Annotated in this window: 14 protein-coding genes; 7 read left to right on the forward strand and 7 right to left on the reverse strand. The window is 43.6% G+C overall.

Translation table 11 applies throughout. From position 1 onward, the window contains the following. The first annotated feature begins 60 nt into the window (after positions 1-60). The 3 genes from QUB24_RS05200 to QUB24_RS05210 all read left to right on the forward strand — a co-directional run bounded on the left by QUB24_RS05200 (position 61) and on the right by QUB24_RS05210 (position 4393). Complete coding sequence (locus tag QUB24_RS05200) at positions 61-1050, forward strand: tetratricopeptide repeat protein (RefSeq protein WP_333151334.1); 990 nt, start codon at positions 61-63, stop codon at positions 1048-1050. An 87-nt stretch (positions 1051-1137) separates the two neighbouring features. Continuing rightward, a complete protein-coding gene (locus QUB24_RS05205) occupies positions 1138-1416 on the forward strand; it encodes a hypothetical protein (protein ID WP_333151336.1) in 279 nt (92 codons plus the stop codon). 109 nt (positions 1417-1525) lie between these two features. Then, a complete protein-coding gene (locus tag QUB24_RS05210; protein ID WP_333151338.1) occupies positions 1526-4393 on the forward strand; it encodes a tetratricopeptide repeat protein in 2868 nt (955 codons plus the stop codon). A 53-nt stretch (positions 4394-4446) separates the two neighbouring features. Here the strand turns inward: QUB24_RS05210 and QUB24_RS05215 are convergent, their stop codons facing one another. Together QUB24_RS05215 and QUB24_RS05220 are read right to left on the reverse strand one after the other, a co-directional pair. Next, a complete protein-coding gene (locus QUB24_RS05215; protein WP_333151339.1) occupies positions 4447-4962 on the reverse strand; it encodes an isoprenylcysteine carboxylmethyltransferase family protein in 516 nt (171 codons plus the stop codon). Between the two features lie 239 nt (positions 4963-5201). Then, complete coding sequence (locus tag QUB24_RS05220; RefSeq protein ID WP_333151628.1) at positions 5202-6146, reverse strand: aldo/keto reductase; 945 nt, start codon at positions 6144-6146, stop codon at positions 5202-5204. 150 nt (positions 6147-6296) lie between these two features. Between QUB24_RS05220 and QUB24_RS05225 the strand changes: the two genes are divergently transcribed. The 3 genes from QUB24_RS05225 (at position 6297) to QUB24_RS05235 (ending at position 8958) form a co-directional block, all read left to right on the forward strand. After that, positions 6297-7730, forward strand: coding sequence for a BCD family MFS transporter (locus tag QUB24_RS05225; protein ID WP_333151341.1), 1434 nt, complete (start codon positions 6297-6299; stop codon positions 7728-7730). 75 nt (positions 7731-7805) lie between these two features. Continuing rightward, complete coding sequence (locus QUB24_RS05230; RefSeq protein WP_333151343.1) at positions 7806-8639, forward strand: inositol monophosphatase family protein; 834 nt, start codon at positions 7806-7808, stop codon at positions 8637-8639. Positions 8640-8784: 145 nt separating this feature from the next. Further along, entirely contained in the window at positions 8785-8958 is a 174-nt protein-coding gene (locus tag QUB24_RS05235) for a hypothetical protein (RefSeq protein ID WP_333151345.1), read from the forward strand. Positions 8959-9154: 196 nt separating this feature from the next. Here QUB24_RS05235 and QUB24_RS05240 read toward each other — a convergent pair whose 3' ends face one another. Then, positions 9155-9724, reverse strand: coding sequence for a PIN domain-containing protein (locus QUB24_RS05240; protein WP_333151347.1), 570 nt, complete (start codon positions 9722-9724; stop codon positions 9155-9157). 3 nt (positions 9725-9727) lie between these two features. Next, positions 9728-10198 carry an excisionase family DNA-binding protein gene (locus QUB24_RS05245; RefSeq protein ID WP_333151349.1) on the reverse strand — a complete coding sequence of 157 codons (471 nt, stop codon included), beginning with the start codon at positions 10196-10198 and terminating at the stop codon, positions 9728-9730. A gap of 90 nt (positions 10199-10288) precedes the next feature. Between QUB24_RS05245 and QUB24_RS05250 the strand changes: the two genes are divergently transcribed. Next, positions 10289-10912, forward strand: a complete 624-nt coding sequence (locus QUB24_RS05250; protein WP_333151351.1) for a hypothetical protein — start codon at positions 10289-10291, stop codon at positions 10910-10912. A 77-nt stretch (positions 10913-10989) separates the two neighbouring features. Here the strand turns inward: QUB24_RS05250 and QUB24_RS05255 are convergent, their stop codons facing one another. From QUB24_RS05255 to QUB24_RS05265, 3 genes are all read right to left on the reverse strand, one after another. Continuing rightward, a complete protein-coding gene (locus QUB24_RS05255; protein ID WP_333151353.1) occupies positions 10990-11571 on the reverse strand; it encodes an NAD(P)H-dependent oxidoreductase in 582 nt (193 codons plus the stop codon). A 458-nt stretch (positions 11572-12029) separates the two neighbouring features. Beyond that, positions 12030-12677, reverse strand: coding sequence for a retron system putative HNH endonuclease (locus tag QUB24_RS05260; protein WP_333151355.1), 648 nt, complete (start codon positions 12675-12677; stop codon positions 12030-12032). Beyond that, positions 12674-13927 (reverse strand): AAA family ATPase, encoded by a 1254-nt coding sequence (locus tag QUB24_RS05265; protein ID WP_333151357.1) that lies wholly within the window; start codon positions 13925-13927, stop codon positions 12674-12676. The genes QUB24_RS05260 and QUB24_RS05265 overlap by 4 nt, the downstream gene beginning before the upstream one ends. Positions 13928-13975: the final 48 nt, after the last annotated feature.

Below are 13975 nucleotides of genomic sequence, written 5' to 3' on the forward strand. Positions count from 1 at the left end.
AGATTTCCAAAGTTTATGCGATCGCTTCGCTATCGCGAACAATGAAAAATAATTTAGGTCATGAAAAATAATCATCCATCCAAGCTGACACCAATCAATCTCAAAGGCAAAACATTTACTTACTTTGCTATTTTTGGGCTGACGCCTTTAATCCCGATCGTCACAGCGTCAAGAGTTTATCCGATAATTAATGGATTGCATCCTCAAGTTTCAGGTATCGAGCGATCGGAAATGCTAGCGATCGACTGTGAGGATTATACTGCCGATCCTCGCGGGCCTCTTGATGTCTTAATTCCTTATATTATCAGTCCTCGGCGTACATTATTGCTGAACGATCGACCGAAGTTGCGTTGGAATAAAGTTCCCGGTGTTAATAATTATACTGTGAGTTTAGTGAAGGGCGATCGCACAATTTGGGAAACAAAAGTTAATGGAAATGAGGTAGTGTATCCGGGAACACCACAACTGGAACCGGGATTTGTGTATTTACTGGTGGTAAAAGCTGAGAACGGCAGGACATCTGACGAGGAAAAACTGCCCGATCGAAGCTTCCGAATGCTACCAACGACCCAAAAGCAACTGGTGAAAGGGGCGATCGAGCAAATTAACAGTCAAAAAATTGCCGAGAAAACCAAAGCTTTGCAACGTGCTTATTTTTACATCGGTTCGGATTTGAAATCTGAGGCGATCGAGACATTGGAAGCATTGGTAGCAAAGGGTTTTCAAGAAGCTATTGCCTATCGCAAGCTCGGCGATTTATACTGGCAAGAAGGGGTGACATTGCTGGCGGAGAGCAATTATCTAAAAGCACAGGAATTAGCTAGTGCAGCCAAAGACATCGGGGAGCAAGCGCAGTTAGAGGAGGCTTTGGGGGAGTTGTACGGGGCGATCGGGGAAAAGCAAGAAGCCGTTCGCTGGTTGACGCAAGCCATAAACAGTCACAAAGCTTTAGGAAATACGCCAAGAGTCAAGGAAATTGAAACACAGATTTCCAAACTCAAGGCAAGTTTGGCAAAACCGCAACGCTTTGCCGGAGGATTGGGGAGTTAATTTAGAGAAAATTTTGATTTTTTCCGGAGAACAGTTTTTAGAGGGAGTATGAAATTGGGAATCATGAGGTGAGAGGCAAGAACGAAAATGAGTAATAATGAAAAATCTGCCAGTCAGGTAGCTGAGGAATTAGTTTCTGTAACAAACGGGTTTAGGCTTGGTGCTGGAGAAACTATTTTAAGTGTTCGTGTTTCTGAGCCAGAACAACAGGCAGCTAGCACTACGAAAAAACCATCGATCCCACCGCCTCCTAGTGTCAGACCAGTTAATATAGCCGAATATAGCGCTCCGAGGACACCACCGATCACACCGCCTCCTAGTGTCAGACCACCCACTCCAGGTAATATAGCCGATCGTACAGGTTAGGAATTTCTTGTTCTTAAGGCCAATGACCTATTGAGGTAAACTTGTTTGGGGTTAGCTAAAAGTGAGGGAATTATCTTTGATATCAACTTTTATTTTTTGCTACCTGCTTTTGCTCGGATCCCCCCTGTTACAAAGATCGAATGCTTTAGCGCTGGAAGTGCCAGAACAAGCACAAAATGCCCAAAATACTAAAACTGAAGCAGATAGACTTTTTCAACAGGGGAACGAGCAATTAAATAGCGGCGAGCTACAAAAAGCACTGGAAACCTACCAACAAGTTTTAGAGATTAGGAGAAAAATCGGCGATCGCCCAGGTGAGGGGGAAGTTCTTCACAAAATAGGCGTTGTTTACCACTATCTCAATCAATATCATCAAGCAGTAGAGTTTTATCAAAAAGCATTAGAAGTGCGTCGAAATTTAGGCGATCGTACTGGGGAAGCAGCTACTCTCCACAATCTTGGAGACGTATATCGATTATTAGGCGAATACCAACCAGCGTTAGAAGTATTGCAGCAAGCTCTCACTATTCGTCAAGAGTTTAACGATCGAGCAGGAGTTGGTAACACTCTCAATCATCTTGGTGCTGTTTATCAAGAAATGGGGGATTATTATCGTGCTTTAGAGTTCTATCAAAAAGCTCTTACTATTAGTAGAGAAGAGAGAGATCGAGCTGGTGAAGGAAGTGCCTTAGCCAGTCTTGGAATAATTTACGGCAATTTGGGAGAGTATGTTCGTGCTTTAGAGTTTTATCAGCAAGCGTTAGCGATATTTGAAATTTTAAATAATCCTACTTATAAAGCTCATATTCTCGATCTAACTGGTTCAACCTATAGCGAACTGGGTCAATACTCGGAAGCACTAAACTTATATCAACAAGCTTTAGCTACTTATCAAGCAACAAATAATAAACGAGGCATGGGAACAACTCTTCATAACATTGGTTTTGTTTATGAGAAAATGGGTCATTCTACTGAAGCATTAAACTCTTATCAGCAAGCTTTAATTATTAGTAAAGAGATTGGCGATATTACAGGATTTGGAAAGACCCTTAACAATTTAGGCGTAGTTTACCAGCAGTTAGGTCAGTATTCTCAAGCCATAGATGTCCTCAAACAAGCATTGTCAATTTTCCAAAAGCTTGGCAATCGTAAGGATCTAGGTGATACTTTGGATAGTTTAGGTACAGTTCATCAAAGAATTGGTCAATATTCCCAGGCTTTGCAATTATATCAGGAATCTTTAGCAATCCGTAAAGAAGTAGGCGATCGCCCTGGAGAAAGAATTACTCTCAGTAACATTGCTGACGTAATCTCCAAACAAAATCAACCAGAATTAGCCATAATTTTCTATAAAGAATCTGTCAACGTTACCGAATCAATTCGCAGCCAGTTACGCTCTCTCCCCGCCGAAAAACAGCGATCTTATACAACAACTGTCGCCGATACCTACCGCAGCCTCGCCGATTTATTACTGCAACAAGATCGAGTGTTAGAAGCACAACAAGTCCTCGATTTACTCAAAATTCAAGAAATAGAAGATTACCTGCATTCCGTTCGGGGAAACGAACAAACGGCACAAGGCATTCCCTTAACTCCTCAAGAACAGCAAATCCGAGATAGGCACAATGAAATTTTAAATAGAGAGATTCAACTAGGCAGAAAGCTTGCTGAATTAGAAAAAATTCCCGTAGCTAACCGCACGCCCCTGCAGCAACAAGAAATTGCCAATTTCAGGCAAATGCAGCAGGAAATGCGCGGCACATTCAATGAATTTATTAACTCCCCTGAAATTGTTGCTATTGTCCAACAACTCAGCCCTAATGCTAGAGTACAAACTGTGAATCTAGCTCAACTCAATACCATACGGGGAGACCTATTGCAGCGGTTAGAAAAAAAAGCCGTATTGATTCAGCCTTTAATTTTAGAAGACCGTTTAGAATTGGTAATAACAACTGCTGATGCTCCCCCATTCCGACGTACTGTAGCAGTTAAAAAACAAGAACTGAATCAAGCAATTCTGGAATTTCGCATGGCTTTGGAAGATCCCAAATCCGATGCCAAAATCCCAGCTAAGAAACTTTATAATTGGTTAATCAAACCCGTCGAACACGATCTGACTGAAGCACAAGCTAAAAGCATTATTTATGCTCCTGATGGACAGTTGCGCTACATTCCTCTAGCAGCTTTATATGATGGTAAACAATGGTTGGGGCAGCGGTTTGCCATTAATAATATTACTGCTACGAGCCTCACAAAATTCAATGGAGAAACGACTTATCAACCTCGCGTTTTGGCGGCTGCTTTTGGTGCGCGTCGTTCTAATTTTGAACGCGGATCTACTCGATTTGCTTTTTCTGGCTTGCAATTTGCGGGGCTGGAAGTGGAAAATTTAGCTGCGATGGTGCCGGGAACTACAAAATTAATAGATCGGGAATTCAATCGTGCCACAATGATTCCGCGTTTGCCAGATTATACAATTATACATTTGGCAACTCATGCTATGTTTGTTACCGGACAACCAGAAGATTCGTTTATTTTGCTAGGTGATGAGGATGTAATTACCCTGCCCGATATTCAAACTTTAAACCTACTGAATGTAGATTTGGTAGTATTGAGTGCTTGCGAGACGGGGATAGGTGGTAAACTAGGTAATGGAGAAGAAATTTTAGGTTTTGGCTACCAGATACAGGAAACAGGGGCAAAAGCTGCGATCGCATCTTTATGGAAAGTAGATGATGGCGGCACTCAAGCTTTGATGGTTGCTTTTTATACGGCGTTGCTGTCGGGAAATAAAAAGGCAGAAGCTTTGCAAAAAGCGCAAATAGCCTTAATTACAGGTGATGATTCAGTGTTGGGTCGATCGGCCAATTTATCAATTTTAGCTCAAACTCGCAGCGGTTTGAAACCGTCAGTGGCCAGTCGTTTGCATCATCCATACTACTGGGCACCGTTTATTCTAATTGGTAATGGTCTTTAGATAGTTGACAGTTGACTGTTGACTGTTGACAGCGAGGTTTTTAGATCGAACTGTTAATAGATTCCGGGAATTAGTTTTTTGACTTTTTGGCGGTACTCTGAATACTCTGGATATTTTTTGGTTAACCAGGTTTCTTCTCGGTTGGCTTTGATCTCGAAAAGTATTATTAATAGTGCGCTGGCTATTAAGTGGGATATGCTCATTTGAAAAAGTGTCCAGCCGAGGGCTGCTAAAATTAAGCCGCTGTATAATGGATGCCGCACTATTCCGTAAATGCCTGTTTGGACTAATTCTCCGTCTTCTCTGGGATATGGTAAAGGTGTGAGGTTTTTTCCTAAGTCTATCAATCCTTTGATGATGAAAATTAATCCGGTTAAGCCGAGAATACTGGCCATAAACCAGATAATATAAAGTAAGTGGGTTGATTGAATTTTTAATCCTGGCAGTTGATAAACTGGTAAGATTACAAATCCTGTGAGCAATCCTCCTTGAAGCAAAACTAAATATTCGCCGCGGCTGTTATTGCGCCAGCCTTCGCGCGTGAAACCCCAGTCAGTTAAGATTTTCATAGTAAGACGAAGAAGGAAGAAGGAAGAAGGAAGAAGGAAGAAGGAAGAGGGAAGGAGGGAGAAGGAAGAGGGGATAAGAAAGTGAACTGTAGGTTGGGTACAGTGAAGTAAAACCCAACCTACGGCGAACACCCAACACCCAACAGCCAACAGCCAACAGCCAACAGCCAACAGTCAACAGTCAACAGTCAACAGTCAACAGTCAACAGTCAACAGTCAACAGTCAACAATTAACAAATTTATTCTCGCCAGGGACGTGTCATTAATTCTAATTGATTGACTTCTTCTTGGCTCAAATTCCAGCCTAACGCGCCTGCATTTTCTTGGGCTTGTTTGGCGGTTTTGGCGCCGGGAATGGGGATGACTCCGTTTTGGCATATCAACCAGTTTAGGGCAACTTGGGCGGGCGTTCGATCGCGCTTTCGGCCCATTTTCCGCAGGGTAGACATGACTAATTCAATTTTTTCGATGCCGCTTTTGCTGAAGCGGGAGTCCATTTTGCGGGCTCCTGTAGGTGGTTCTTGGGCTGTGTATTTGCCGGTGAGCAATCCTTGGGCTAAGGGGCTGTAAGCTAAAATTGTGACGCCCAATTCGCGCGCTGCACTCACAATTCCTTGTTTTTCTACTTGCCGCGACAGCAAGGAGTAACGGACTTGATTTGTTGCTAACGGAACGCCTCTGGCTGCTAGTATTTTGTGGGCTTGGCGCATCTGTTCTGCTGAATAGTTGCTGACTCCTACTGCTTGAATTCTGCCTTGTTTTACTTCATCGGCTAAGGCGTTCATCAGGGTTTCTTGACTGAGTAAAAAAGTGAATGGCCAGTGCACTTGGTAGAGGGCTATTTGTTCGACTTGCAAGCGTTTTAAGCTGGCACTTAAGGCTTCGGAAACTGATTTTCCTGTAATCCGCCAAGGTACGGGGCCGAATTTGGTGGCTATTTGCACGGGTTGGCTGGTTTTTTTGATAAACTGCCCCAGCAATTCTTCTGACAAGCCGTTACCGTAGACTTCGGCTGTGTCGAAGAAGTTGACTCCGCTGTCTAGGGATGTTTTGAATGCTGCTTCGACTTCGGCGGCGCCGTAGTTGCTGCCGTAGTTCCAAAATAGTTTGTCGCCCCAAGCCCAAGTTCCGACGCACAGGGGAATGACGGCTGGGCCATTTTGTCCTAGGGTAATGGTTGTCACGGTTGGTAAATCCACAGTTATTGATTCTCTTTATTTTTATATGAATTTATACGAATAATCGCGATCGAGCTTCTAGCCGGGGGAGGAAACGCGGCTGGTTGCGATATCTCAGTTACTATAAATGCAAATGCTGTGTTTATTTGAATAGTTATGTCGATCGACCGTTTACCAGATTCAAGATTAACAGATTCCGCGACTCCTGCCATCAAGAGAGTTACCCTCGTGACTATGTTCCGGTTGGGTTTGTTTCAGATGGGATTGGGCATGATGTCGATTTTGACCCTGGGGGTGCTCAATCGCTTGATGATTAAGGAGTTGGGGATTCCGGCTACTGTGGTGGCTGGTACGCTGGCTATGCACCAGTTTGTGGCGCCGGCTAGGGTGTGGTTCGGGCAAATGTCTGATGCTAAGCCTTTGTTTGGCCATCACCGCACGGGTTATGTGTGGATGGGGGGGGTTCTGTTTGTGATTTCTGCTTTTTTGGCGGTGCAGGTAATGTGGCGCTTGGGTAGCAGTTTGGAGGCTGTGGGGTGGACTACTCCTACTTACGGTTGGGTGGGTTTGTTGGGTTTGATTTTTGCGCTTTACGGTATTGCTATTTGCTCGAGTTCGACTCCTTTTGCTGCTTTGTTGGTGGATGTTTCCGATGAGGAGGATCGATCGAAGTTGGTGGGTGTGGTGTGGTCGATGCTGATGGTTGGTATTATTATCGGGGCGATTGTTAGCAGCGGTTTGCTGAAGCAAATTGATGGGGATGTGCCACGGGAAGTTTTGCAGGCTTCGATTAATGGTTTGTTTGTGAAGGTGCCGGCGCTGGTTTTGCTGTTGGTGGGGATTGCAACTTTTGGCGTTGAGAAAAAGTATTCGCGGTACAAGATGCGATCGTCGGCAGTGAATCGAGAAGATAAAATTACTCTGGGAAGTGCGCTGCGGATTTTGACTGCTAGCCGCCAAACCGGTTTGTTTTTTACTTTCCTGCTGATTATGACAATTTGCTTGTTTATGCAGGATGCGGTTTTGGAACCTTACGGCGGGGAAATTTTTAAGATGCCGATTTCGGAAACTACGCGGTTGAATGCTATTTATGGTACTGGTACTCTGATCGGTTTGAGCGCTACTGGTTTTTTAATTGTGCCGCGCATTGGCAAGCAAAATACGATTAGGTTGGGCTGTTTGTCGGTGGCGGCTTGTTTTGGTTTAATTATTTTATCGGGATTTACTGGTAATCCAATTGTGTTTAAGTCGGCTTTAATGTTGTTTGGTTTAGCTTCGGGTATTACTACGACGGGTGCGCTGAGTTTGATGTTGGATTTGACTGCGGCGGAAACTGCTGGGACTTTTATTGGTGCTTGGGGTTTGTCGCAGGCGATGGCGCGGGGTGTGGCGACGATTACTGGCGGTGCTATTTTGGATTTGGGCAGAAGTTTGTTTGGGGTGCCGATGTTGGCTTATGGGTTGGTTTTTGCTGTGCCGGCGGTGGGTATGATTCTGGCTGTTTGGCTGTTGGGTAGGGTGGATGTTGGGGAGTTTCAGGATAATGCTAAAAGTGCGATCGCCACTATTCTTGAAAATGAATTAGACTAAGGTTTGTAGTGAGAACTTTAGTCCTCATTCTCTTCTCGATCAAAGACTTCAGTCCTTAATACAAAAAAACTGCAAATGAAAGATTTTTGGGATTCTATTTTAAGTTTTTCTCAGACTACTGTCAAGACAGTCGGCCAGCAGTTTTTGAAAGATTTTGGTTCTGCACAAGCAGATGAGAAGGATGATGGGAGTTTGGTTACGCAGTCTGATAATTGGGCGGATGCGGAGATTAGAAGTGCGATCTCATCTGCTTTTCCCACTCACGGAATTTTGAGCGAGGAAGGAGAACACGTTTTCCCAGATAATGAATGGTGTTGGGTTGTCGATCCTCTGGATGCTACGACTAATTTTGCTAGGGGAATTCCGATTTGGGGGATTTCTTTGGGTTTATTGTATCGCGGAACTCCGGTTTTTGGCTGCGTGCATTTGCCGCCGGTGAATCAGTTTTTTCACGGTTTTTATGCAGGGGATTTGGCGGGCGACAATGTATTGGCAAATATGCCTCAAGGTGCGTTTTTGAACAATCGGCCGATTTGTCCCACTGCTGATAAGATGAGCGGGAATCATATTTTTAATTTGTGTTCCCGAAGTGTGGGTATCGGGCCTCATCTTCCGAGTAAAATTCGGATGTTGGGTATGGCTAGTTACAATTTTTTGACTGTGGCTTCGGGTGTGGCTATGGGAGGGGTGGAAGCGACTCCGAAAATTTGGGATATTGCCGGGAGTTGGGTAATTGTGAAGGCTGCTGGTGCGGTTTGGCTACCGCTGGAATCTCAGGGGATTTTTCCGCTGGAAGTGGGGAAGAATTACGGCAGGATTTCTTATCCGACTTTGGTGATGAATCGGCAGGAGTTGGTGTCGGTGTTTTTGCCGTTTGTGGAGGCTTGGAAGAAGAAAAAAATGGGGTGATACTATTTTCGATTTTCGATTTTCGATTTTCGATTAAGGAATTACTAATTCCCAAAGGGTTTGAATATAATCTACAGTTTCATTCTTTTTGGGAACTGGTATCATTGGCGATCGCACAAATCACACAATTATCAAATAAAACTGCATGGCAGGCGTGACGGAGGAGTCTCCCACGCCTGCCGTGCTGTTTGGAAGAAATATACCGACCGATGACCGATGGTTCAAGTATGCCTACTCTTGTCTATTTCTGCCAATCTGCGATCGGGTGGTTTTGTTTTACGTCGATCGGGTGATGCGGTTTTGGTACAATTTGTGGTAATGTTTTCACGATCTATTATCTCTAGGAAATAAAATTATACCCGTTTTCAAGTATAGGCACAAGGGAAAATAGATTTACTGCGGTGCTGGCAAAAGCAGATGAGTGGTATATTTGCTATGTCGAAGAGTTAGCCTGTGGGAAGATACAACAATAAACCTGGGAAGAAACTCGGAAAAGTCTGCGGTTTGCGATCGCACTAATCTCGATAACACAATTCTCGCATCCGATTTGCTGACAGCGGCAGTCCCAATTCTACCAGCGTTTGTAAATACTCGTCAGGCGTTTTTGGCGGATTCTTGAGCCTGATTCTTTGTTTCTCGGCTGCTTTGCATACACCTTCAAACTTTAAGTTGAGAAAGCGCAGGATAAAGTCATCTGGGTGCAGCGGTTCAATGTTATATTGTTTGAGATTCTCAGTAGGAAAATCCCTGAGATTGAAAGTAACGATAAAATCCGCGCGAGAATGAATTGCTGCTGCTAGAACGTGCCGATCGCCCGGATCGGGAAGTTCCAAATCTGGTATAATTGGCTCGTAGCCAGTCACCACACAATTTTTAATGCTTGCATTCATCAGATTTTTGGTTCTGGCAAGCTGTTCTAATGTGAGATTTGGATTGTTCTGAAGCACGTTTCTCATCCACTCGCCGTGAATCTCTTCTGTCCACCTCGGCTCAAACACATCACCAACTGCTAATTCCATCAGAAAATCGCGGAGTGCGGCTGAATACAAAACATTAGCATCGCAGACAACTTTTACAATTTCCATGAGTTAGTCGTACAAACCGAGTGCTTCTGATTCTGCGACAAGTTCGTCAAGTATTTTACTTCTTTTGTCATAATCCTGCTTTTTATATTTCATTACATCTTCATAACGTATCCGGCGACAGGTACTTACCATTTTGTAAGGAATTTCGCCAGAATCTAGCAACTTCCACACATACTCGCGGGAGACATTGAGTAAGGCCTCAACCTGCCAGATATCGAGTTCCTCAGTAATGGGAGTTAGCTTGACAGTATTGCCGCTGCTTGTCTGTTGCAAAATCCCTAATAGCAGTGGCAATGCTGCGGCAGGTATGTCAATTGTCTTTCCCTCTTTTTCGTTTAATATCAATTTGAGGGATTCGCCAGACGGATGATTTTGCAAGTGCGATTCTAAAGCGCGGCTGCTGGTTTTGGCAACTGCGGCTTCTGCTGCTGTCGGCAAAGCAGGTGCTGAGTCTGGATCTCCGGTGAATGTCATGTTAATTTGGGGGTGAGAATAACAGGCAATCAATTATAATTGTAGCAATTTGAGAATGCGATCGCCAAAATCGAGCAAGGAGGTTAACCTGTGGCATACAGCGACTTTACAACTTTAGCGAAAGTTAGAGAATCTTTTAATTTAACCGTAGAAGAACCTTTAGATTTGTTTAGTGATATCCCAGAGGTACAGCCAAGTTCCTATTTGCAAACTACTTTAACTGAAAACCTGTCTTTAGCTACTGCAATTAATACAGAAAAGGCTCGCGCTGAATTAATTATTGCTCCAATATTATTGGAAGTCAGGCGGCAATTTAATTTTCAAGTTGGTTTTTTCTCTGGTTCAGAATTCAATGTAGATGTAGAAGCGGGCTTAAACGGGTATTGCGATTATATTCTCACTGCATCGAAGGATTCCTATGAAATTCGTGCCCCCGTAATTACTCTCACAGAGGCTAAGAATGAAAGTATTAAATCCGGTTTAGGCCAGTGTATTGCAGAAATGGTAGCCGCCCAATTATTTAATCAGCGCAGCGGAGAGCAAATTGAAAGCATTTATGGGGCTGTTACTACGGGTACTGATTGGAAGTTTCTTAAATTGAGTGGCAGCACAATTTTCATTGACAAGCGAGACTTTTTTATTAATGAAATTAGTCGGATATTGGGCATTTTAACAATGCCGTTTCAAGGCTTTTATTCTATGAATCGCACTTGATGCAGCCAGCAAAATAACAGATGCTGGGATAGGGACACAACATTGCTGTATCCCTACTGCAAAATGAATTTATTGCCTCATGCGATTAATTTCGACAGCACATTAGACAACTTAGCACCGAGATTTTCAACAGAGTCCTGCTGTTTGGCATCTTTCATCGTACCGTCAGCATTAAATGCTTCAAAAGCTTGGGGAATTGCTTTCTGATCCGGGAGTACCAATACGTTAATATTCCCCAGGATCGATCGCAAATGCACCAATCCCCGCAAACCCCCCATTCCGCCTGGGGAAGCACTCATAATTACCGCTACTTTGCCAGTAAATGCCACCAATCCCGGTTCACCCGGTGCTGGGCGCGATACCCAATCGATCGCATTTTTCAACACAGGCGTAATTGAACTGTTATACTCAGGAGAAGCTATCAAAAACCCGTCATGCCCTACCATCAATTCCTTAAATTTGCGGGCATTTTCTGGCATTCCCTCTTTTGCTTCCAAATCTTCGTCAAATAGTGGCATCGGCAAATCGCGCAAATCTACATAAGTAACTTCTGCACCCGCCGCCGTAGCCCCAGCCGCCGCAACTTTTACCAGGAGTTTGTTGTAGGATGCTTCGCGGGTACTTCCGGCAAATGCGAGAATTTTTGGTCTGTTTGTCATTGATTTTTTCGTGATATTTTGACAAGATAATCTTGACATTTCCCAGATAAATTTTAGCAAAGGAAGGCGATCGCTGTCTCTTGCCTTAACATATATTAGTTAAATAAATAGTCACCAATAAAAAACCGGGCCGGCGTGACTGATATCATTTCCGGTTACACCGGAATGATGTTGACTGTTGACGGTTGACTGTTGACGGTTGACCGTGAACAGTGAACAGTCAACAGTGAACAGTCAACAGTGAACTCGAATTTACTATTCCGATGCTAACGGATTTGATATGAGGAGTCTCCCACACGCCTGCGCGCGGTTTGTAGTAAATATAACCGACGGATGACCGATATGTAAAGTGTGCCTTGGTGCATCGAGTTTCTGCAATCTGCGATCGGGTGATGCGGTGGGGTAAAGTTTATATTAAGTCCGATCGTCGATCGCGCAATCTTTGGGTAACATTCAACTTAAGAAACACCAAAATAATTTTTGAAAAAAGACAAAACGGCATTACAAAAAGGCTGGTATCGCCCTTGTGCATCCATTTGTTGACAAACTTGAGCTAATAATTCTGCCTCTTCCTGTGTTATTCCTTCCAGTGCTTCAAATGCTTGCTTTCGTCCCTCTGTTAAGTCAAAATGATTGAGTCCCAAAACTTCAATGGTTGTTTGAGCATCTTTTTGATGAGCTAAATTATTTGCAGTTGGCAGTATCTCACCAGTGCTAGAGTAATTAAAAAATTCTTCACAGTTGGCTTGTAGTGGCGAAACCGCGATCGCACGATCCCCCTTCTTATTGCCACAATACTCTGGCCAACAATACTCTGGCTTATTTGTATCTCGGCCACAAGAGCCTAGCATATTTGTGTAATCAAGAGATAATTCGGAATCAGTCTTGCTCTGGGGGGCTAGATGTTCAATATGGCTATTACTTTGCTCAACTCTCTTACAGCAGTAGCAGCAAATATAGCCTTGTTCACTTAGCAAAGAAATGTGTACCGCTTTTTTCTCAGGGTTGGAAAGACTTTTGTAATCATAGTTGACACCGAGAGACTTCTGTGTAGCCTTCCAGTCGGAAAAATTTTGAGGTTCTTTCCCCTTTTGAATATATTTCATTTATTGAGAATTTCCTTGCGTTGAATTAGCCAATCTGCTCTCACAAATTCAGGATCTTCTTCTCCCATTCTGTGTGCTAATTCTTGGCGAAATTGCCGTGCCTTTCCCAGTTCGCCCTTGTCTATCAAGCCAAACAATTCACGTAAATCTTCCTTAATTTCCTGCGGACGTTCGGGAGTTTGCATAAGCGTTTCTAGAATCCGATTGCTATCTTTCCCAAAGGATGGTACTCGATCGATCGCAATTCCTTCAGATGTTGACCTCAAAAGATGAACCCATTTGAGATCGCTGATTACCTGTGGCGAATGAGTCGTAATTATAAACTGGCAATTTGGGAAGGTTTTTTTCAGATTCGGAATAATCGCCCGTTGCCATTTTGGGTGCAAGTGGAGCTCAATCTCGTCAATCAAAACAACGCCGGAACCCTCAAGCGGATTGTAATTTCGATCCGGATTTGCGATCGCCAAACGCCTTGCTAAATCTCCTGCTAGTGCTAACAAGCATTTTTCACCATCGGATAGTTGATTGACGATCAGTTCATCGCCTTGTTTGTCTACAGTCATTCGCAAAGGCGATCGCCTAACCCGTAAATTTGACCAGCCGTCTAGTAAGTTAGCGATCGCATCTCTGACTGCTTTTAGTTCGCGATCGCGATACTCATTAGTATTATTTAGTCGTAATTCATTTTCTAAATCTTCCCGATCTCTAAACCATTCAAAAAAGCGCCTAAAATCGATCTGCCCTCCCGTGAGAACCTCGTCATAAACAGTTATCTGCTCAAACGAATGTTTCGTCCTAATCTTCAAAGGAATATCAAGTACGGCACGGTTAGTTGGGTAGTAAACAGCCAGAGGCAATGCTGCGTAAGAATTAGCATCTAACTGACTGTGTATGCGAGCGACAACTTTTTTTAAGTCCCCAAGATGGCTGCTAGTATCCTTGCTTCGCCCTTTACTGACCTTGGTTAAAGACCATACCACTTCCGACCAGTCATTGATTGAAATTGTAATTTCGTTGTGAGTTTCTTTGCATCCTTTTTTGATATCATCTTCGTGGAAAGAACGTCCATTACTATTGGGAGTTTGAATTCGCTTTGTCAGCCAGGAGAGAAGAATAGCCAAACACTCAAGTATGCTGGATTTTCCCACACCGTTGATACCGATGAACACGGTCGGCTCATCTGTATCAAACTCCAGGGTCAAATCGCTGATGCCTCGGAATGAGTTCATTTTTAGACGCTTGACTTTCACGATTTGGTTCTCGCTCTGGCTTAGTGGGTTATATTTTTGAGATCATAT

It is taken from the genome of Microcoleus sp. B9-D4 (genome assembly GCF_036705105.1).
In the GTDB taxonomy this organism is placed as follows: Bacteria; Cyanobacteriota; Cyanobacteriia; order Cyanobacteriales; family Microcoleaceae; genus Microcoleus.